The 20,669-nt window shown below is 42.0% G+C and carries 16 protein-coding genes and 1 tRNA gene; 7 read left to right on the forward strand and 10 right to left on the reverse strand.

Annotated features, from left to right (window positions below; genetic code table 11):
- The first annotated feature begins 3 nt into the window (after positions 1-3).
- The 3 genes from urtC (at position 4) to urtE (ending at position 2,666) form a co-directional block, all read left to right on the forward strand.
- Entirely contained in the window at positions 4-1,125 is a 1,122-nt protein-coding gene (gene urtC / locus ACM0OS_RS17420; protein WP_414544458.1) for an urea ABC transporter permease subunit UrtC, read from the forward strand.
- Complete coding sequence (gene urtD, locus ACM0OS_RS17425) at positions 1,100-1,843, forward strand: urea ABC transporter ATP-binding protein UrtD (RefSeq protein WP_414544459.1); 744 nt, start codon at positions 1,100-1,102, stop codon at positions 1,841-1,843. Before urtC ends, urtD begins: the two co-directional genes overlap by 26 nt.
- 124 nt (positions 1,844-1,967) lie before the next feature.
- Complete coding sequence (gene urtE, locus ACM0OS_RS17430) at positions 1,968-2,666, forward strand: urea ABC transporter ATP-binding subunit UrtE (protein WP_414544460.1); 699 nt, start codon at positions 1,968-1,970, stop codon at positions 2,664-2,666.
- Between the two features lie 9 nt (positions 2,667-2,675).
- Here the strand turns inward: urtE and crtR are convergent, their stop codons facing one another.
- A complete protein-coding gene (crtR, locus tag ACM0OS_RS17435) occupies positions 2,676-3,566 on the reverse strand; it encodes a beta-carotene hydroxylase (protein ID WP_414544461.1) in 891 nt (296 codons plus the stop codon).
- Positions 3,567-4,133: 567 nt separating this feature from the next.
- On the opposite strand from crtR, the gene pyk reads away from it, so the two are divergent.
- Positions 4,134-5,903: a pyruvate kinase gene (gene pyk / locus ACM0OS_RS17440; protein ID WP_414544462.1), complete on the forward strand. Its 1,770-nt coding sequence runs from the start codon at positions 4,134-4,136 to the stop codon at positions 5,901-5,903.
- Positions 5,904-5,994: 91 nt separating this feature from the next.
- On the opposite strand, the gene ACM0OS_RS17445 is transcribed toward pyk, so the two are convergent.
- From ACM0OS_RS17445 to ACM0OS_RS17470, 6 genes are all read right to left on the reverse strand, one after another.
- Positions 5,995-6,582, reverse strand: a complete 588-nt coding sequence (locus ACM0OS_RS17445) for a Uma2 family endonuclease (protein WP_414544463.1) — start codon at positions 6,580-6,582, stop codon at positions 5,995-5,997.
- Between the two features lie 46 nt (positions 6,583-6,628).
- Positions 6,629-7,732 carry a glycosyltransferase family 4 protein gene (locus ACM0OS_RS17450; RefSeq protein ID WP_414544464.1) on the reverse strand — a complete coding sequence of 368 codons (1,104 nt, stop codon included), beginning with the start codon at positions 7,730-7,732 and terminating at the stop codon, positions 6,629-6,631.
- Complete coding sequence (locus tag ACM0OS_RS17455) at positions 7,732-8,892, reverse strand: glycosyltransferase family 4 protein (protein ID WP_414544465.1); 1,161 nt, start codon at positions 8,890-8,892, stop codon at positions 7,732-7,734. The genes ACM0OS_RS17450 and ACM0OS_RS17455 overlap by 1 nt, the downstream gene beginning before the upstream one ends.
- An 8-nt stretch (positions 8,893-8,900) precedes the next feature.
- Complete coding sequence (locus tag ACM0OS_RS17460) at positions 8,901-9,872, reverse strand: GDP-mannose 4,6-dehydratase (protein WP_414544466.1); 972 nt, start codon at positions 9,870-9,872, stop codon at positions 8,901-8,903.
- Positions 9,873-10,031: 159 nt separating this feature from the next.
- Positions 10,032-11,180: an AI-2E family transporter gene (locus tag ACM0OS_RS17465; RefSeq protein WP_414544467.1), complete on the reverse strand. Its 1,149-nt coding sequence runs from the start codon at positions 11,178-11,180 to the stop codon at positions 10,032-10,034.
- 92 nt (positions 11,181-11,272) lie between these two features.
- The gene (locus ACM0OS_RS17470) at positions 11,273-13,864 is read right to left on the reverse strand and encodes a M1 family aminopeptidase (protein ID WP_414544468.1); all 2,592 of its coding nucleotides are present in this window, start codon (positions 13,862-13,864) and stop codon (positions 11,273-11,275) included.
- Positions 13,865-14,366: 502 nt separating this feature from the next.
- Here ACM0OS_RS17470 and ACM0OS_RS17475 point away from each other — a divergent pair.
- The gene (locus tag ACM0OS_RS17475; protein ID WP_414544469.1) at positions 14,367-16,040 is read left to right on the forward strand and encodes a DUF3352 domain-containing protein; all 1,674 of its coding nucleotides are present in this window, start codon (positions 14,367-14,369) and stop codon (positions 16,038-16,040) included.
- Between the two features lie 134 nt (positions 16,041-16,174).
- Here ACM0OS_RS17475 and mscL read toward each other — a convergent pair whose 3' ends face one another.
- Positions 16,175-16,609: a large conductance mechanosensitive channel protein MscL gene (gene mscL, locus ACM0OS_RS17480; RefSeq protein ID WP_414544470.1), complete on the reverse strand. Its 435-nt coding sequence runs from the start codon at positions 16,607-16,609 to the stop codon at positions 16,175-16,177.
- Between the two features lie 279 nt (positions 16,610-16,888).
- Here mscL and ACM0OS_RS17485 point away from each other — a divergent pair, with 279 nt between their 5' ends.
- Positions 16,889-17,809 carry a class I SAM-dependent methyltransferase gene (locus tag ACM0OS_RS17485; RefSeq protein WP_414544471.1) on the forward strand — a complete coding sequence of 307 codons (921 nt, stop codon included), beginning with the start codon at positions 16,889-16,891 and terminating at the stop codon, positions 17,807-17,809.
- A gap of 181 nt (positions 17,810-17,990) precedes the next feature.
- Positions 17,991-18,063: transfer RNA gene (locus tag ACM0OS_RS17490), tRNA-Ala, on the forward strand.
- A 129-nt stretch (positions 18,064-18,192) separates the two neighbouring features.
- Here the strand turns inward: ACM0OS_RS17490 and ACM0OS_RS17495 are convergent.
- Positions 18,193-19,560: a TniQ family protein gene (locus ACM0OS_RS17495; protein ID WP_414544472.1), complete on the reverse strand. Its 1,368-nt coding sequence runs from the start codon at positions 19,558-19,560 to the stop codon at positions 18,193-18,195.
- Positions 19,550-20,605 (reverse strand): ATP-binding protein, encoded by a 1,056-nt coding sequence (locus ACM0OS_RS17500; RefSeq protein WP_414544473.1) that lies wholly within the window; start codon positions 20,603-20,605, stop codon positions 19,550-19,552. The genes ACM0OS_RS17495 and ACM0OS_RS17500 overlap by 11 nt, the downstream gene beginning before the upstream one ends.
- Positions 20,606-20,669 lie beyond the last annotated feature (64 nt).

Genomic DNA, 20,669 nt, shown 5'->3' on the forward strand with positions numbered 1-20,669 from the left:
AGAATGAGGAAGAAAGGAGGACGGTTAATTTTAATTGAGGTTGGGGTGGTAGTGGCGATCGCACTGATCCTGATTTTGATGATGCCAGTTGTGCTGTCAGAGTTTCGGTTGAATTTATTGGGGCGGTTTTTGTCGCTGGCGATTGTGGCTTTGGGTCTGGATTTGATTTGGGGTTACACCGGATTGTTGAGTTTAGGACACGGGATTTTTTTTGGTTTGGGTGGGTATGCGATCGCTATGTACCTGAAACTGCAAGTTCCCCCTGGTGAGTTGCCTGATTTTATGGGGTTGTACGGTGTTACCGAATTACCTTGGTTTTGGCAACCTTTTTATTCTTTTCCTGTAGCAACGCTTGCTGTGGTGGTGATTCCCGGTTTACTGGCAGGATTATTGGGTTATTTAGTATTTCGGAATCGCCTGAAAGGAGTGTACTTTTCTATACTCACTCAAGCCGCAGTGATTATATTTTTCAACTTCTTTAATGGTCAACAACAGCTATTCAACGGTACAAACGGACTCACAGGTTTTAGAACTTTGTTTGGGGTTACAGTCAGTGATGCCAACACGCAGTTAATTTTCTACACCTTGACAGTAGTGTTTCTCGCCGCCACCTACGGAATTTGTCGCTGGTTGACAAGTGGACGCTTTGGCAGATTATTAATAGCCATTCGTGATGATGAAAGCCGAGTGAGATTTTCCGGCTATAACCCTACAGAGTTCAAGGTTTTGGTGTTTGCAGTTTCCGGTGCGATCGCAGGCGTTGCAGGGGCATTTTATACCCTCCAAAGTGGTTCCGTATCACCCAGGTCAATGGACATTGCTTTTTCCATTGAAATGGTCATTTGGGTAGCAGTGGGGGGACGTGCTACATTAACCGGGGCAATTGTCGGCACTTTATTAGTCAATTACGCCCGCACCTTTTTAAGCGAACAATTTGCCGAAATTTGGTTATTTTTCCAGGGCGCACTTTTTTTAATTGTTGTGACAGTCCTACCTGACGGCATCATGGGATGGTTGCAAAGTCAAAAAATGTCTTTTTTCCACCGCCGTCAACAAATTGCCACATATCCCACCTTGGAAGAAGATCCCGAAGTGCAACATGAAAGCCAAAATTTTAGAAACTGAAAACGTCACTGTCAGCTTTGATGGTTTTAAAGCGATAAACCAACTTAACTTCAGCATGGATGTGGGAGAATTGCGGGTAGTAATTGGCCCCAATGGTGCAGGCAAAACCACATTTTTGGATGTGATTACAGGCAAAGTACAACCAACAGTTGGTAGAGTTTTATTCAAAGGTAAAAATCTGCGTTCCTTATCAGAACATCAAATTGCCCGGTTAGGAATTGGGCGAAAATTCCAAACACCCAGAATTTACTTAAACTTAACTCCCCAGGAAAATCTAGAAATTACCAGCAACCATCATAAAAACGTTTTTTCAACTTTATTTAAAGCTTCTCAACCTAGCGAAAAAAACAATATTAAAGGATTATTAGAAACAGTCGGTTTAACACCCAAAGCAGACATTCCCGCAGCCTTACTATCCCACGGCGAAAAGCAAAGATTAGAAATTGGTATGTTAGTTGCCCAGTCCCCCGACCTACTACTAGTAGATGAACCAGTAGCCGGATTAACAGACGAAGAAACCTACAACATCGGCGAACTCTTATTAACACTAGCCCAAAATCACTCAATTTTAGTAATTGAGCATGACATGGAATTTGTCCGACAAATTGCCCGCCAAGTCACAGTCCTTCATGAAGGTTCAGTACTGTGTGAAGGCAACTTTTCCGAAATCCAAAACGACCCCCGCGTCATTGAAGTATATCTAGGACAACAGGAATAGATGAAAAAAATCTCTTTTTAACTCTCTGCGCCTTTGCGCGCCAGTTGCTACAAGTCGGGGAACCCGCCCAACGCACTGGCTTGCCTTTGCGTGAGTAAATCAACCACCATTCCACAGACCAAAAATGCTAAAAATTGCCAACCTCAACGTCTACTACGGTGAAAGCCATATTCTGCGAAACGTAGACTTAAGCGTCCCACCCGGACAAATGATCTGCCTAATTGGACGCAACGGCGTAGGTAAAACCACCCTACTCAAAACAATCATGGGCTTACTCTCCCCCCGCAGTGGCACAATTAACCTAGCTGGCGAATTAATCAACAAAAAATCGCCCGACCAAAGGGCAAAAATGGGAATTGGTTATGTTCCCCAAGGAAGAGAAATCATCCCCCGTTTATCAGTCAAAGAAAACCTACTACTAGGCTTAGAAGCCAGACGTAAACCCAGCAAAAAAGCCGAAATTCCCCCAGAAATTTTTGATTTATTTCCCGTCCTCAAAACAATGTTATCCCGCAGAGGTGGCGATTTAAGTGGAGGACAACAACAACAACTAGCGATCGCCCGTGCTTTAATGGGACAACCCCAATTACTCGTCTTAGATGAACCCACCGAAGGTATTCAACCCTCAATCATCTTGGAAATTGAAGCCGCAGTGCGTCGCATCGTCGAAACCACAGGTATTTCTGTCTTATTAGTAGAACAACATTTACACTTTGTCCGTCAAGCCGATTACTATTACGCCATGCAAAAAGGTGGGATTGTCGCCTCTGGTTCCACCGACGAACTTAGCCAGGATGTGATTCAAAAGTTCTTGGCTGTTTAGTGGTAACGATTATTCCTCATGACGGTGAAATCTTATTCCTAAAAAAATGTCATAAACAAATTCAAAAAAGTCTTTTTTATTTAATAAACCCGATGTTTGAGGACTTCCCTTTTCATCTAAAAGCGGCTTCATCTTATAGTAAGCAGGCTGGTAATTATACCAAGGAATCGAAGGCCACAAATGATGTATTAAATGGTAATTCTGACCCAAAATTAAGATATTCAGCAGTTTGCCAGGATAAACACGGGCATTTTTCCAGCGATCGCGTTCCACAAAAGGACGATGTGGTAAATAATCAAAAAATAATCCCAAGGTTATGCCCACCAAAAACGCTGGGATAAACCAAAAATTGAGAATATAGCCTAAAAAGTGATATTGAACGGAAATATAAACAATAGAAACCACAATCAAGCGGCTAATAAACCATTCCCATAATTCATATTTACGCCACAGTTGCCGCTGAAAGAAAAATACTTCATGGTACAAAAAGCGTACAGCAATCAACCACAAAGGCCCACCTGTAGACACATAATGATCTGGATCATCTTTCGGGTGGTTCACATGGGAATGATGCTGTAAATGTACCCGCGTAAAAACGGGGAAGGCAAAAGCTAAAATCAAAGCGCTGCCATGACCTAACATGGCATTAATCATGCGGTTACGATGGGCAGATTGATGACAAGCATCATGAATCACGGTGCCAGAACAATGCAAAGCCAGAGTATTGATGCTAAAGCACAGCCAGTCGGGCCATTGCCATAGCCAGTAACCACAATTAGAAAACACCAGCATGGCCACCGCCGCGAAAAACAGCAGCATTGTGGGATTGAAATCACCAGGAGGCGCTAAAAATTCCTTCGGCGGGACTTTCAGTGACTTCTGTGCCTCCAATGTGAGCATTCTTAACTCCTTAGTAATGTACATTTAATAAAATATAGAACCTCACCCCCAACCCCTCTCCTTACCAAGGAGAGGGGAGACTTTGACGCAAGTCAAAGACGGGGTGAGGTCAAAAACTAGACTTGCATGTTATTTAATTCATGTTCCTTACTTCATTAATCATTACGAATATACGATAAAGATGAGGGAATAATAAACTTTTGTAAGCTTTTGTTTAGCAAGATTTATTTTCATTCTTGCTGATTGGTAGATGAATAGCGCTATGATTCCAGACGAGAGCTAAGTTTTTACTGAGCCGTAGGGTGTGCCACCCAGCTACCAAAGAGTTAATTTAAAAAAATCTCCCTGAGGGGGGATGAAACCAAGATTGGTGTACGATATTTACTCTATCCCACAACTCCTGGGAGTGATGAAGGAGAAAAAATAAATAATTTCGGATCAAAGTTACTCCCACAGCCACATTCGTCCGCTGCCTTTCTTGTAATGGATATAGCAGTGACTGAAACTGCAATGCCCCTTAATTTAGTATGACTCTTGAGAAAGAGATAGCCCATTAGAACCAGCCCTATGCAATTAAGAGATTCTCTACGCCGAACAAAAATTGTTGCTACGATTGGTCCCGCTACTAGCAGCCCAGAAATTCTTAAGGCAATTATTGAAGCGGGTGCAACGACACTGCGGCTAAACTTCTCCCACGGTACTCATGCCGACCATCAGCGTAGTATTCGCTTAATTCGGCAAACCGCCTTTGAACTAAATCAGCCCGTGGCAATTCTCCAAGATTTGCAAGGGCCAAAAATTCGCTTGGGTCGGTTTGAAAATGGGTCTATAGTTTTGGCGAAAGGCGATCGCTTCACCTTGACAAATCGCCCAGTTATCGGGTCACAAGAAATTAGCTGTGTAACCTACGATTATTTGGCTGATGAAGTCCCAGTAGGTGCCAAAATCCTCCTCGACGATGGGCGAGTAGAAATGGTGGTGGAGGAAATTAACCGTGATAAAGGCGATTTACATTGCCGCGTCACGGTGCCAGGTAAGTTATCTAATAACAAGGGTGTCAACTTTCCCGGTGTTTACCTGTCGATTAAAGCCATGACCGACAAAGACCGAGAGGATCTGATGTTTGGTCTAGATCAAGGCGTAGACTGGGTAGCACTTTCCTTTGTCCGCAACCCCCAGGACATGATCGAAATTAAAGAGCTAATTTCTAGCACCGGCAAACAGGTACCAGTCATTGCCAAAATTGAAAAGCATGAAGCCATTGAACAAATGGAAGAAGTTCTGGCTTTATGTGATGGCGTGATGGTTGCTAGAGGTGACTTGGGTGTAGAACTACCTGCTGAGGATGTACCTGTACTGCAAAAGCGACTAATTGCCACAGCAAATCGCATGGGGATTCCCATCATCACCGCTACCCAGATGCTAGACAGCATGGTGAGTAATCCTCGTCCCACTCGTGCAGAAGTGTCAGACGTAGCCAACGCAATTTTAGATGGCACAGATGCCGTGATGCTGTCTAATGAAACTGCTGTGGGTAACTACCCAGTAGAAGCAGTGGCGACAATGGCACGAATTGCCGAACGCATGGAACAAGAAGAAGTAGATCATCCAGCAGTACGCCCACACAGAGATGATAGACGTTCTATTCCTAATGCCATTAGTCAAGCCGTCGGGCAAATTGCTGAACAACTGGGCGCAGCAGCAATTATGACTCTGACGCAAACAGGGGCAACAGCTCGTAATGTTTCTAAGTTCCGTCCCCACACACCTATTTTGGCAGTGACACCCCATGTGAATGTGGCCCGGCAGCTACAGATGGTCTGGGGAGTAAAGCCGTTGTTGGTGCTAGGGCTACCTTCTACTGGGCAGACATTTCAAGCTGCTATTAATGTGGCTCAAGAGCATAACTTTTTGTTCGAGGGTGATTTGGTAGTCATGACTGCCGGCACACTCCAAGGTGTCTCTGGTTCCACGGATTTGGTGAAGGTTGAAGTGGTGACAGCCGTACTCGGTCAGGGTATTGGTTTGGGGCAAGGTTCAGTAAGTGGTCGTGCTAGAGTGGCTCACACTGGCATGGATGTGAGTAATTTTAACCCTGGAGAAATTTTAGTAGCACCCCGTACTGATGCCGATTTTGTCGAGGCGATTCGTAAAGCCGGCGGGATTATTACCGAAGATGAAAGTCTTACAAGTCACGCGGCGGTCATTGCGTTGCGTCTCGGTGTGCCTGTGATTGTAGGTGTGAAAACAGCAACAAAAGTAATTCGTGATGGAGCTATTTTGACGCTGGATCTGCAACGGGGTTTAGTTTACTCTGGAGCGGTGGGAACTCCGTAATTCGTAATTCTTCGGCTCTTTTCGACTTCGCTCAAGGCAAGTCGCTCAGTACAAGTTCGTAATTCGTAATTATGAATGTTTTAGTAAATAGTTATTGGGGTTGAGTTTCAAATTTTACTTTCTTGTAAATCTGGCGATGGGGAATTTGGCTGTTTGCGGCAGCTAAGGTTAAAATTCCATCTTCATCGTCAGATTCTTTAAATAGCCAGTTACCTTCTGGAGTTTTGCTGAATTGCTCAACATGAAGTTGATATTGGTCAATTAAGATATATTCTTGAAATTCAGGAATGGAACGGTAATAAGTAAATTTATCTCCTCTATCTCTACTACTAGTGGATTTAGAAAGTACCTCAAAAATAATGCTGGGATTTAGCACTGTGTCTGTGCGTCCTTCTTGGAAGATGGCTTCATCTTTGATGATGAGAATATCAGGATATGTGTATTCTCGGTATCGAGGAATCCATAGGCGGAGGTCGCTAGTGTAAACAAGGTAATCTTGTTCTCTGAGAGCAAGTCCCAAAGCAATTACTAAGTTGACAATAATTTGATTGTGATTAATCGAGCCTCCTGTCATTGGTACAATTTCTCCATCACGGTATTCGCTGCGATACTCGGCAGTTTCTTCATGTGCAAGGTATTCTTCTATAGAATATTGGCGAGGGGGAGTTTGCACAACCATAGAATTTATTAGTGAAGGCTTGAGGAAGATAACTTTAGACTAACATTCATAAATAGCGTGATAAAACTTCGGCGGTAGCCAGTCCGGTTTTTTCCCAACTAAATTGATTGGCTCGATTTATACCTTGGGTGGAAAGGTGCGATCGCAGCTCTAAATCATCAGCTATCATCTGCATAGCGTCGGTAATTTCTGCGGGGTTATGGGGATTAATTAAAATTGCTGCATCACCAGCCACTTCTGGAAGAGAAGAAACATTAGAAGTAATTACTGGTGTTCCACAAGCCATTGCTTCGAGAACTGGGAAACCAAAACCCTCCCACAGACTAGGAAAAACTAGAGCGATCGCACCATAAATAATTTTTGGCAATGCGCTGTAAGGTACATAATTAAGGAACTTCACTTGATGAGTTATCCCCAATTCTGCCACCTGTGTCTGTAAAACTGGTGTATGACGCGGATCAATGGGGCCTGCTAACCATAGTTCGTATTCACTCTGATTTGAGAGTCCAGCAAAAGCCGTAATCAGTCGATGTAGGTTCTTATAAGGGTCATGTCGGCCCAGGTAGAGAAAATAACGCTGGTTATGTGACCATGTTTCTTTGGAGGGGCGAAAATGCAGGCGATCGTAAGCTAGGGGAATGGGGGTAATTTTGCTAGCGGGAATTTGGTAAAAGTCGATGATGTCCTGTGCTGTGGCTTGGGAATTGCAGATAATGTGTTGCGCTTGTTCCAAGACTTGGGGAATATAGTAGCGATGGTATGGTATTAACGGCGAAAAGCGTTTAGGAAAGCGTAATGGTATTAAGTCGTGAGACATGACAACAAAACGGCAGTTACTATTAAGGGGCGCTTCCGGTAGAGGAGAAAATAACAGCCGAGATTTCAGTTGTTTATAGATTTGTGGTAGTTGCAACTGTGTCCAAATTAAGCGCCGCAAATGTCCTTTTGTGCCTTGAGCCGGAGTCAGATTATTGGGGATTGGATAGCATTTAAATTCAGAGCTATTTTGCGCTGTTAATAAAGTAGGTTCCAGAGATTTTAAATAAGGAAAAATATTGCTGGCATAGTTACTGATGCCTGTTGGTTGTGATAAGAGAATGGATAAATTAATAATTAATTGATGAGAGTCAAAATTATTTGATATTTTCATTAAATAATACTTCTATAAGCCTTTAATGTTTCTTTTGCCGTTCTTGACCAGGAAAATAATTTGGCTCTTTCTCTGCCTTTATTAATTAAATCTTGACGTAACTGAGCATCACTAATTACTTGCAAAATCGCCTCAGCTAATTGCATGGCATCATTGGGGTCAATTAGTATCGCTGCATCGCCTGTCACTTCTGGAATTGACGATGTATTTGCTGTCACCACTGGTGCGCCTAAAGTCATTGCTTCTAGTACAGGTAGACCGAAGCCTTCATAATGAGAGGGATAAACAAAAACATCAGCTTTTGAGTAAAATAATGCGACTAATTCATTCGATAAGTAGTCAAGATGATGAATTTGCTTTTTCCAAGGCGAATTTTCAATAGCTGTAAATATCGGTTCGTAATTCCATCCTTTTTTACCAATTAATATTAAATCATGCTCAATTTTATATTTCTCTTTTAAGAAATTAAAGGCTGTAATGATAGCATTAATATTTTTCCGAGGTTCTATGGTGCTGACAAACAATAAATATGGTTTAGTAAAATTAAAATTACTTTGATATTCTAAATTTTCCCATGTTTTCGTAGATAAATCATCTACATGGTAACGACTAGCTAGAGGAGTAACATATATTTTTTCTGGTTCTACTTGCAAATATTCAACAATATCTTTTTTAGAGCTTTCGGAAATTGTTAACACTAAATCTGTCCATTGTAGGCAGCGCTTGACTCTTTCTGTATAAGTTTTGACAACTGAGTCTATATATTGAGGATATTTAATAAAAGTCAAGTCATATATATTCATTACCTTCAAGCTATGATTACAGGGATAAACTGAGTAATTAGTTCCATGTAATATATTTGGTGAACCTAAATATTTTTCAAAATAAGATAAACTAGGTTGCCAAGATAAAGCTAATAATAAATCTGATATTCTTACAGGTAGGGGTAGGACATATTTATGAGAATACTGTTTTAAAAAATCAGGAAAACTCAAGTTTCTTTGCAACCAATTTTTTAAACCTGGTTGATAGACAATTCCTAACTGAAAATTTTCATCTGCTTGTAGTGCATCGAGGGCATATATTAAGTTAGCAACATAAAAGCCAACCCCACTTGGTTTTGGATCTATGGGGGTGGCATCAACTACAATTTTTAACATCAGCAAGTTTAACTTCCAGCGTTGCTTAATTTCTTGAGGTCATAATCAACCATTAATTCAACCATTTGCTCAAAAGAATGTTGAGGTTGCCAACCTAAATCAGTTTTAATTTTATCAATAGAACCAACTAACTGTACTGGTTCATCAGGACGGTAAAATGCCGGGTCTACTAAAACATAATCTTGCCAATTTAGACCAACGCAGTTGAAAGCACACTCCACAAGTTCTTTGACCGAATGAGTTTCGCCACTAGCAATAATGTAATCATCTGGTTGCTCTTGCTGCAACATCATCCACATAGCATACACAGCATCTTTGGCGTAGCACCAATCACGACGAGCATCTAAATTACCTAATTTTAATTCATTTGCCAAACCGAGTTTGATTTGGGCGGCTGCGTGGGTAATTTTGCGAAATACAAATTCTATACCGCGTCGGGGTGATTCGTGAGTGTAGGTAATACCGCAGCAACCGTAAAGATTGTACTTTTGGCGATAGTTGACAGTCATCCAGTGGGCGTAAGCTTTAGCAACACCATAGGGGTTACGTGGACGGAAAGCGGTGCGTTCAGTTTGTGGTGATTCGTCAGGTTGACCAAAAACTTCACTACTAGAGGCTTGGTAAAATTTAGCATCCGGTTTGCAGCGACGGATTGATTCTAAAAGACGGGAAACACCAAGGGCTGTGTATTCGGCGGTGAGGGCTGGTTGAGTCCAAGATAGGGGAACGTAGCTTTGAGATGCAAGGTTATAGATTTCATCAGGTTGCGAATCTGTAATTACGTCCATTAAGGAACATTGATCTAGCAGATCACCAGGGACAATTTGAATACCGGAAAGGTGACTAATACGTTCTAGGTTGCTGGTGCTAGAACGACGGACTAATCCGTGTACTTGGTAACCTTTTGTTAAAAGAAGTTCAGCAAGATAAGAACCATCTTGTCCGGTTAGTCCGGTGATTAGGGCTTTTTTTTGTGTCATCGGCTATTTAATGTTTAATATTTTGGGGCTATGAGTTCTAATGTGAGAAAATAAGGGCGGTAGCGATTACTAGTCAAAAGCATTATGTCCGCGATCGCACCATGAGCGCCAATATAGAAGTCTATTACTAGTTTTCCCGTTTTTCTACAAAAGTCAGAGTTACTTTTCTGGCAATTTAGAGACACCAGCCGACAGTTTACCTGAATCTGACAAGGTTTGGTTGTCGGCATTTATGGGAATTTCGTAGATAGTGGTTTTTCCTTCAGCCAATAACTTGGGTTGCAAATAAAGATTTTCTAACAAGACTGCTACACCAGCTACCCAAGGCGGGACAATCACAGCGCCGATAATTCCTAAAACTTGTGTTCCTCCTAGCACAGCTAAAAGTTGATACAACGGACGAACTCGTACTGAAGAACCGACTAATAACGGATCAAGCACATAAGTTTCTAAGTTCTGAATTAAGACAAATAACAGCAATACCCACAAGAAAGTCAATCCACCTTGAGGAATAGCCACAATTAACGCTGGGACTGCACCTAATACTGGGCCGACAAAGGGAATTAAATTCGTAAAACCAGCAATTACGCCCAACGCTAAGGCAAATTCTGATAATCCTAAAATCCGTAAACCTACTGTAATTACAACACCTAAAATAGCCGAAACCAATACTCGACCTTGAATGTAACCTCCCATGCGGCGAGAAATGGGTGTTACTTGGGCGGCTAGGCGTTCATCCCAAGGTTGGGGAAATAGTCTGACTAAACCTTGAATTAAGTTTTTACTACCAGCCACCATATAGGCGGACATTACCAAAGCTAAAACCAGGTTGACTACCCCGCCAATAAAGCCGCGAGTAAAGCCGAAAGAACGCACAACTAGCTGCTGACTAGAACGAAATAACCAATTAGTCAGCGATTGAATATCAAAGAATTGCTCTATTGACTCTACCTGAGTAATTCCCATTCGCAAAGCTAAGTTTTCCGCTGCTATCCACAAATTATCTAAATAAATCGGTAATCTACTGGCTAATCGCTGAATTTGCTCAGAAACAGATGGGCCAATAATCAAACCTGCACCAATTAATCCGGCAATTAAGCTAATGTACACCACAATTACGCCCAGCCAACGAGGAATCCGTAATTTTTCGGCTGCGTTAACCAGGGGCGCGATCGCAGCTGCCAACACTACCGCAATCATTAAAGTTACTAATAAACTCCGTAATTGCCACAGGATGATTACCAAAAATAAGGTGGCAACAATTAGCAACAAATCAGATAAGGAAATAGCTTGACGCTTTTCAGACATATGAGGGGATTGGGTACTGGGCAATGGGGATTGGGAAAATGAGGAAGATGAGGAAGAAAACCTACACCTGTCAGCTACCCACTCCCCACTCCCTAATTATTAGTGGATTTTGCTTCTAAATTTTCTAAGCGGCTTTTTAGTTCTTGGTTTTGTTGTTTGAGTTGGTCGAGTTCTTCTCGTAACTGACGTAGGGCATTGTCTGTACCTACATTCTTTTGTACCTTGGTAATTTCTTCCTCAGCATAGCGACGGACACGCCCATCTGGTGTTTGATCAGCAAGCGATCGCAAAATCCTGATGGCTTTGGGGGTTTCCATTTGTCCCAAGGCTATAACTACGGCTACTTGGGTTAAAAAGAAGGTTTCTTTGGCTAGTTCTGCTAATTTGTCTAAAATCCGTTCGACGTTTGCCTGACTTTGACCTACAGAAATTTTGCCTAATGCCCGGATTGTCGCTAAACGCAACGGTTGTGGTGTACCAATTTGGCTATATTCTAGCAACAGATTGACAGCATCTTCTGAGGTTTTGAGTTCCGCTAAACCACCGACTGCACCACTACGGACTACTTCATTCCAACCGGCTTTTTCTTCTAAAACGGATTGCAGTAGCTTAACAACTTTTTCTTCTTTGGGTTTTTCATTCAAGTTAGCAGATGCGATTGATCCAATCGCACGACAAGCAGCGGCTTCTACGTAGTAACTGGGATCACCATTTTTTACTAAGTCTTTTACGGCCTTGTAGCTTTCATGAGTCTTGATTTGCGCCAGTGCTTCTACTACAGCACGTCGCACAAAAGCATTTTGGTCTTGCAAACCAGTCACTAACCCATCAAAGGCTTGATTTAACTTGATGTCTGCTAGTTGTTTGGCTACTTCAACTTGTACACCCCAAAATGAATCATTTTTCAGTGCAGCCGATAATGCTTTGGTGGCTTCTAATCCACCTTTTTTAGCTAAAGCTTGCGCTGCATAGATGCGAGAAATGGGGTCTGGGTCAAATTCTAACTGTGCTTTTAATTCGGGAACTGGATATTCTAAAGTCACAGTTTTCAGGAAATGATTGCCCACATCAAAGCTGATAAATTGGGGCTTTTCTGTCAAGGGGAAGTAAAAGCTTTGTTCGCGTTCATGTACCCGCACAGTGAAAGTTTGTAGTTGTGCAGATTCATCCTTTTGGGAGTAGCCAAAACCAATGGGGATTTTCAGGTCAAATAAATCTTTACTATCGTTGTTTTTTGCTTGGGTTTGAGTGACTGTCACTTTCGCTAAATTAGCCTCTCCATCCCAAGAGTAAGCCACTTTAAAGTCGGGATGACCGCCACGATAAACATACTGGTCAAACAGAAAAGCCAAATTACGCCCAGTTGCTTTTTCAATTGCCCGGAGTAAGTCTATTGTTTCTACAGTTTTATGGGCATTATCCTGGACAAAGGTTTGTATTGCCTGCCAAAACAATTCTTCTCCTAATTCCGCCCGGATCATGTGATACACACAAGATCCTTTTTCGTAGATATGGCGGTCATATAGTTCAATGGCTTCTCGGTAAACATGGGTTACCATTGGTCGGCGGTAACGGCTGCTGTCTTCGCTGAGGTAACTTCTCGCTTCTAATAACCGATAGTATGCAGCATCTTGATCGCCATATTCCTGTTCTGTCCACATGACCTCAGAATAGGAAGCCATACCTTCTTTGATCCAAGCATGAGACCAATGTTTAATTACTAGCAAATCACCAAACCACTGGTGTGCTAATTCGTGGACAACTAAACTTTCTGTGCCACGGTTATCTAAGGTGGCGCGTTCATCTAGCAAGCATCGATCTGTTAACAGTGTTGTAGAAGTATTTTCCATCCCCCCAAAGATGAAGTCATCCACACAAACTTGGGCGTATTTGGGGAAAGAATAGGGATAACCATACTTCTCGCTTAAAAACTCCATCATGCGGGGAGTTTTGCCCATACTACGTTTAGCATCTTCTTTGCGGTTTTTTTCTACGTAGTAGGTGACGGGTTTACCTTGCCATTCATCACGAATTTCGGCAAAGTCTCCCACCGCTAGGGTCATTAAATAAGTGGGATGAATTTGCTGTTGTGACCAATGGTAGATTTTGTAATCGCCATCTTTTTTAGTATCAACTAATTCACCGTTGGAAATAGCTATTAAGTCTTTAGGAACACGGACGCGAATTTCCGAAGTAGACAATTGGCCTGGGTAATCAAAGCAGGGAAACCAGAAACGAGAGTCTTCGTCTTCGCCTTGAGTCCAAACTTGGGTGGGTTTGTTGGGGTAGTGCTTGTCTGGTTGAATAAAATAGATACCACGTTGGGGCTTTTCTACTGAGTAGGCGATCGCTATCAACAAATGCTGGCCAATCTGCGTTGGTTGAGACAGTTGAATAAACAGCTGTTCGCCATTGTAGTCAAAATTCTGCGTTACCTCGTCTACCGTGACAGAGCCAATATTCAGATTCACAGCATCCAAAGTCAAACGGTCAATACCATTACGGATGGGCAATAGGCGAATACTGCAAGTACCGTGGTAACTTTGGCGAGGAATATCCAAATTGAGATCGAGAAAAATATGCTCTACTTGTCCAGGGCGATCGGGATTGTAGTGAGGTTTTGCACCTGGTAACTCAAAAGATTTGTGTTTGTTATTCTCTGTATCAAAATAAAGCTGAGACATGGATGCTTACTGACCTTTTAATCTTGAAGAGTCTGGCTAGATGTATTCCCAAAAATTAAGCTATCTGGTTGATTGTCCCCATGAAAAAGGCTATTTGGAGATAAAAATTTCTGGATGCGGTAGGAAAAGAAAACTATATTTATTCTTTTCCTAATGAATTTGTTGTGCTGATGTTGTGTGCCTTTTGATCATGGGGTAAAAATTTTCTTACATCTGGTTCAATTCCTATTGAGTACAAATACTCCTAAGTCTTCCTATAGTTTAGGATAGCTTGCCACTATCAATCAGAATAGCTGGAAAAGAGGAAGCAGGGGTGTAGGGTGTAGGGTTCAGGGTAAAGAGGGTAGACAAAAATAGAGGTTATTCTCAGTGACCAATGACTAATTGTTAACTTTATCAGTATTTACTGACAAATTCGGGAATATTACTAACAATTCCGAGGATTTAAACATGACATTTCATCTCACCTCGGTGACAATTTGCATAAAAGAGGACAGTAATAATGCCTGAACGTAAGTCAAATGTATTAATTCCTGCTATTGGTGCCACTGTATTAGTGGTAGGAGGTGTAGCTGCTTATATGTATTTTAAAGGGCCATCTGGGGATAGTTCAGGCGCTCTTGGTAGTGCTAAATTAGTACCTTCCACAGCATTGATGGCCACTTACATTACCACTGACCCCCAAGCCTGGGCAAAATTAGATCAATTTGGCACTCCAGAATTACAAAAGCTACTGGCAAAAGGTTTGGAAGATTTTAAGCAAGATTTTAGTGCAGCTAACATTTCCTACGAACAAGATATTCAGCCTTGGGTGGGTGGTGTCATGCTGGCTGTGCTACCAGCAAATCCCACCAAACTTGCACAGTCGAGTCAGCCTAATTCTTCGCCACAGAGACAGCCAGAACCAAATATCTTGATGGTGGTAGGGATCAAAGATAAACTTAACGCTTTGAGTTTTGCCAATAAATTAAAATCACAAAAAGGCGTCAAAGTTCAGGAATCTAATTACAAAGGTGAAACAATTACAGAAACTACGGGCAATAGTAGACCAACATACAGTGCTGTTTTAAACAATAACCACTTAGTAGTAGCTCCAGAAAGGCAAGCTGTAGAAAATGCCATTGACACCTTCAAAGGACAGCCATCTTTTGCCAATCAAGAAGGTGCAAATGCGATTCTCACTGCCAATGCAGATGTGCAGAACATTCTCGCCCAAGTTTATATACCAGACTATGCAGGCATGGTACAAAAATTGGTAGCGGCGAATCCCCAATCCAGCCAACTGCCTCCACAAAGTTTGGCACAGTTAAAACAAATAAAATCCGTAGTGGCGCTTGTTGGGGTTGATGATCAAGGCTTGCGGATGAAAGCGATCGCCAACTTAGATCCACAACTAAATAAGTTTGAGTATCAAACAACTCCAGCAAACATAGTCAAACAATTACCCTCAGATACCTTTGCTTTAATTACTGGTAACGGCATCAGCCGTAGTTGGACAACCATAATAGAAGAGTCTAAAGATTATCCAGAATTTAACCAAATAGTGCAACAGGTGCGCGGGCAACTCAAGTTTGTCAATATTGATCTAGATAAAGACGTGTTCGGGTGGATGGATCAGGAATTTGCCTTTGGTGCGATGCCATCTAATCAAGGTATATCAGCGAGTTTAGGTTTTGGTGGTGCATTAGTATTTCAAACAAGCGATCGCCAAACTGCCGCAGCTACCTTAAGTAAATTAGATAACCTTGCTAAAACCCAACAACTTAGTATCAGCAAACGCAATATCGGCGGTAAAGACGTAACAGAATGGCAAATTCCTCGACAAGGCGCTTTACTATCCCACGGTTGGCTAGATCAAAATACCGTATTTTTAGCACTTGGTGGTTCTGTAGCCGAAGCGATCGCCTCTACCAATACTGCCAAACTTGATAGTAGCGACAACTTCAAAGCTGTAACTGGTTCACTGCAAACACCCAATGCTGGCTACTTCTACATAGATGTGGACAAAACTGCATCCCTAGTTAATCGCTTTGTAGCGCAAAGACAACCGCTACCATCCCAGGCCAACACAGTCCTGAGTTCCATTCGTGGCCTTGGCGTTACAGTTACCAGCCCTAACAAATCTACAAGTCAATTAGAGATGTTGTTGGCGTTGAAACCGAAGACAGTTAAGTAGGGAAGTAGGGAAGTGGGGAAGAGACACGGGTGCAGGGGAGAAACTTGCGGTGATTACCATAATCTTTTTTCTTTTTTTCCCCAATGCCCAATGCCCAATGCCCAATGCCCCTTATCCAGAGGGGCCCCCAGTCCCTATAAAACCCTAGTATCACGAGATTCCAAAGTCTCAGTCAGCCTATCCAATGCCCCAGTTAGTCTTTCCTGCGCTACTAAATTGGCATCTGGGGGTGCAGTTTCTTCTACAACTTCTTCTTGTCTTTTGAATCTTTGTAAGGCGCGCACGGCTAAGAAAATAATCAAGGCAATGATGATAAAGTCAAGAATAGAGCCGAGAAAACTACCAATTTTGATTCCTGGCCCCACCGTAATTGTTCTCCAGTCTTGCCCTGTGACAGCAACCAAAGGGTTGATCAATGGCATAATCACATCCTCCACAAAGGAAGTGACAATCCGACCAAAGGCAGCACCAATAATAACTGCGATCGCTAAGTCCATGACGTTGCCTTGGAGGGCAAATTCTTTAAAATCTCTTAAAAAGCCGTTGGCTCTTCTTCTTGCTCTGGCCATACTTGATTATCAAAAATTTTTTGAGTTTTTTTAAACATTACTTAGCTTGTGTCTCAATCAGTTGAGCCGGATTTAGCCAAGTTATCGGAATATTACAAATCTTATAGCCCAAGAAACATCTAACTTGAGCCGGAATACAAAAGTTAAATTTTCCAGTCAGTTTTGGCAGTCAATGTTATGCAGAAAACTAGAATGCCGTTAAGCAATGTAATTGGCTTCTAGACTAGCTTGCGGTAATTGTGTCATAAGTAAAGAAGGCCGTTAAATGCAAACTGATTTATGACTGCTGCTGTAACCACTGCTCCTGGATTAGCCTCCCGTTTGGTCAATGGCATACTGGCTATTAAACCTTTAGCCAACTTAGCCAAGCATCAAGCTAGACAAATGATGATTAAACGCGCTGAAAGAATTGGCGTGCCTTGGACAAAAGAAGTACGAAAATTACAGGCGCGCGATTGGACGCAAGAATTGGCTCAAGTTCAAAATCCGCAAATTTCCTACCCGGAATATTACCTGCGGCCATTCCATGCTTACGAACATGGCAATCTCAGTTGGCAGGCGGCTTTTGAGTTAGAAGTGGCTGCAAATACTGTCCATGCCGGAATTTGGCCGAATGCTGGAGCAAAAGGAGATGCTCAACTGCGTCAAAGTTACCACAATATCCTCACAGCACAAATTCCCCATCCACCACAAGATATTCTAGATTTGGCTTGCGGTGTAGGTTTGAGTACTTTTGCTCTGCAAGAAGTGTATTCTCAATCCCAGATTACAGGTTTAGATTTATCGCCTTACTTTTTAGCTGTTGCCAACTACCGCGCCCAACAGCGTCAAGCTAATATTAATTGGCTTCATGCCGCAGCTGAATCTACTGGGTTACCAGATGCTTCATTTAATTTAGTTTCCATTTTCTTGATGTGCCACGAATTACCCCAGTCAGTCACCCGCAAGATTTTTGCAGAAATGCGGCGTGTGTTGTGTCCGGGTGGTCATTTGGCAATTATGGACATGAATCCCCAATCGGAAATCTACAAGAAAATGCCCCCCTACATTTTGACACTGCTCAAAAGTACAGAACCTTATTTAGATGAATATTTTGCTTTAGATATTGAGCAAGCTTTAGTTGAGGCTGGTTTCCAAGTTCCCACCATCACTAGAAATACCCCTCGTCACCGCACAGTCATCGCTCAAGTGAGTGGCTAATTTCTGTTGAATTGTTTGGGCAGCAGTGTGTAGCTGCTGCTTCGTCAAAGATATACTTTATTTACATAAATTAACAATTTTTCTGTGCAAAATTGACATAGACTGCCATATAATCAGAAAACATGATAACTTCTGCCAAGAAGTAATAAATAGCTGAAAAGCTTTATAAAATAAGAAACCTGGGGCTATAGCGCAGTTGGTAGCGCATCTCAATGGCATTGAGGGGGTCAGCGGTTCGAATCCGCTTAGCTCCATATTATTCCTAGTACAGCTTGACGTAAATTGTTGTGACTTTACCCATAACTTTGCCGCAACGGCAAGCTTATGCTTCCAGTAAGCGGCGGCAAAGTTATGGTTCCAATTTTCTGAGTAATTTTTAAGCTTCATAACTCAAGTTCACGATTCGCTTCTCTAAGGGCTAATCTAACTTTTTTGTATCGGAAGTACCCTGGTTTGGAAATTAGCTCTGAAACAGCAGATTCAGTTGGATATTTACCCTGATTATGTAGATCAAAGGCAACTAGTCGCACTTCCTGGCAGCATTCCTCTATTATTTTCTTATGGCAATCTTTCTGATAGCTGGTATACCTGGCAGAGATAGCACGACATAAATCTGGAAAATGTTTGTAAATCGTTCTTCTATTAACTTCTAGCTGCCTAGCAACCGCCTCCATAGATAAAGGAGGAGACTCATCATTTGTGAGTAACGCTTCTAGATGGAATTTGACTTTCTCAGCATCAAATGGCTTACTACTTTTTCTTAATGTAGTTTTAACTTCAGTTGCTACTAATTTCCTTGACAGATATAAATTATTAGTTTCTTCGGTAAAAAAGCTTAAAATTGATACTCCAAAACAGTAACAAATATTTGTCAGTGCTTCAAGAGAAGGTAAATTTTTACCTTTACACCAGAGCCAAACTGTATTTCTAGGAATATTAATCTGACGAGCAAATTCAGCTATATTTCCTTTTGCAATTTCCTCAACCCACTTAGATAGAGTTAGAGCGATTGCAGTAGAAGATAGAGCATCATTCAAATATGGAGTAGCAGAAATTAATTCTCCAATAGCCTTAGCAGCCCATATTTTCTGTTCTAGCTCATTTTTTTTCAAAACTTTCCTATTGGCTGATTCTTGAGATAAAATCAGTCCTAACCATTCTCCACATCTTGAACAATATCCTGGTCGCGAGCGCCAAGCCAGCGTAGTATTTTTTTGATGACAATGAGGACACTGAAAAATTAATTGATGGTGGTGATAGGGGCATACTTTTACTACATCTAGCGACCAAAGTAAAGGCTCATAAATTAATTGTTTTTTCTCGTACCATTCTTGATAACAACTCGGACACCAAGCCCGAATGGGGCGTAGTAAATTTCTAGAAGGGAATAGTTTGTACCAAGCTAGTAACGTGAGAAAGCCTAAATCGTCACGGAGTGTTAATTTCTGTAGAGCTTGAACTAAGTCCATTGCCATAACACCGCTACCGTTGAGTGCGGTAGTGTAATTATATATCCTGTGTAAATTAGCACCCCCATACTCTTTATTAACGAGCGTTGCGAGTTCCTTCTCCATTAACACCCCTGGATTAACACAGTGAGCTTCTGCTAGTCGAGATATATAACCAGTTAAGCTTTCTACTAATGGAGTGCCAATACCAACAGGCTCTAGGCGATACAAGCGACTGCGAGATGGAATAGCTACCTTTCTTAAATCCCAAGATGCGTATGTTTCTAATGCACTAGCTAACATCTTGCTGCACTCCAATGGGATCTCTTTTAGGGTTGCGTTTGCCAACCTTTCCTGGCGGACGAGTAGTTTTTGGGGTTTCTTCTGGTGGCTCGATTGGTTTTTCGCCAAGTTTTAATGCAGAGCGTAAACTATTTACATCTGCTTCTGTTTCAGATAATTGTCGTTCGCCTTCTTGAATTTCTGTGAACATCCTCCGGCATTGAGCAACCGACCAAGCGCGTTTTTGTAAGTCTTTGAGAATAACAGTTGCTGCTTCTCTATCGAGAGCATCTTTAAGAGCGCGTGTTAACCAATTTTTTAGTATGCCAACACATCCTAACGTACGTTCGTAAAAATATTCCCAATGACTAACTAAATCTGGAGCTTCTGCAAGTGGCATCTGCTGTTGGAAAGTTAATAACACACTTTTAAAAGCCTGTACATCTTCTGGACTATCAGCACAATAACGGCGAAAATGAATATCAACGCTACGACGTGAGAGTTGACCACTCAAATTACGGAATGTCAGTAGTTCGTATGTTCCTAATAGACAGTGTAAGATACCTGTCATATTTGCTAGAGATTTGAGGCAGTCTAATTGATCTTGTAGCTTGTATCCGCTTGCCATCTTGCCAAAATGTTGTGCTTCATCTACAAAAAATACGTCTGGCTGACGATGGATGAGAGCATTTTCTAAAGCTCTGCGTAGAGCAGGTGCAACTACTTTCGACTCAACATTAATCTGGCCAAATTGATCGCGAGAGATACCACGCACACCGTAATCAAACTTGTGATCGATCAAGGGTTCTTCTAAGGCAATTAAAGCGCGTGTGTAGTAATCTTTCCAGTTGAAGTTTCTCGATTCTGGAGCTACAGCCTCAACACCAACAACAGGAACACGACCGCGTGAAGCGAAGCTATCCCGAAGGAAATCGCTTTCCAGTTTAGGTAATGCTAGTTCTGTTAATTTCTGCTCAACGCGGAGTCGCAAAGTTGTTTTACCAACACCACTGGGGCCATAAACAAAGATAAATGAAGCTCCTGCGGGTTCGGCAATTGTTCGCATGAGAATTTCATCTTAACGGGTGACAAGAAGGCTAAACAGCTTGTTTAATAAGGGATAGAGCCTG

Origin of the sequence: Nostoc sp. CCY0012 (assembly GCF_963920855.1) — a bacterium.
Lineage (GTDB): Bacteria > Cyanobacteriota > Cyanobacteriia > Cyanobacteriales > Nostocaceae > Cyanocohniella.

Excerpts from the sequence above, each read along its gene's own strand:
- urtC (WP_414544458.1), top strand. The coding sequence starts at position 4 with ATGAGGAAGAAAGGAGGACGGTTAATTTTAATTGAGGTTGGGGTGGTA.
- urtD (WP_414544459.1), top strand. The coding sequence starts at position 1,100 with ATGAAAGCCAAAATTTTAGAAACTGAAAACGTCACTGTCAGCTTTGAT.
- urtE (WP_414544460.1), top strand. The coding sequence starts at position 1,968 with ATGCTAAAAATTGCCAACCTCAACGTCTACTACGGTGAAAGCCATATT.
- crtR (WP_414544461.1), bottom strand. The coding sequence starts at position 3,566 with ATGCTCACATTGGAGGCACAGAAGTCACTGAAAGTCCCGCCGAAGGAA.
- pyk (WP_414544462.1), top strand. The coding sequence starts at position 4,134 with ATGCAATTAAGAGATTCTCTACGCCGAACAAAAATTGTTGCTACGATT.
- ACM0OS_RS17445 (WP_414544463.1), bottom strand. The coding sequence starts at position 6,582 with ATGGTTGTGCAAACTCCCCCTCGCCAATATTCTATAGAAGAATACCTT.
- ACM0OS_RS17450 (WP_414544464.1), bottom strand. The coding sequence starts at position 7,732 with ATGAAAATATCAAATAATTTTGACTCTCATCAATTAATTATTAATTTA.
- ACM0OS_RS17455 (WP_414544465.1), bottom strand. The coding sequence starts at position 8,892 with ATGTTAAAAATTGTAGTTGATGCCACCCCCATAGATCCAAAACCAAGT.
- ACM0OS_RS17460 (WP_414544466.1), bottom strand. The coding sequence starts at position 9,872 with ATGACACAAAAAAAAGCCCTAATCACCGGACTAACCGGACAAGATGGT.
- ACM0OS_RS17465 (WP_414544467.1), bottom strand. The coding sequence starts at position 11,180 with ATGTCTGAAAAGCGTCAAGCTATTTCCTTATCTGATTTGTTGCTAATT.
- ACM0OS_RS17470 (WP_414544468.1), bottom strand. The coding sequence starts at position 13,864 with ATGTCTCAGCTTTATTTTGATACAGAGAATAACAAACACAAATCTTTT.
- ACM0OS_RS17475 (WP_414544469.1), top strand. The coding sequence starts at position 14,367 with ATGCCTGAACGTAAGTCAAATGTATTAATTCCTGCTATTGGTGCCACT.
- mscL (WP_414544470.1), bottom strand. The coding sequence starts at position 16,609 with ATGGCCAGAGCAAGAAGAAGAGCCAACGGCTTTTTAAGAGATTTTAAA.
- ACM0OS_RS17485 (WP_414544471.1), top strand. The coding sequence starts at position 16,889 with ATGACTGCTGCTGTAACCACTGCTCCTGGATTAGCCTCCCGTTTGGTC.
- ACM0OS_RS17495 (WP_414544472.1), bottom strand. The coding sequence starts at position 19,560 with ATGTTAGCTAGTGCATTAGAAACATACGCATCTTGGGATTTAAGAAAG.
- ACM0OS_RS17500 (WP_414544473.1), bottom strand. The coding sequence starts at position 20,605 with ATGCGAACAATTGCCGAACCCGCAGGAGCTTCATTTATCTTTGTTTAT.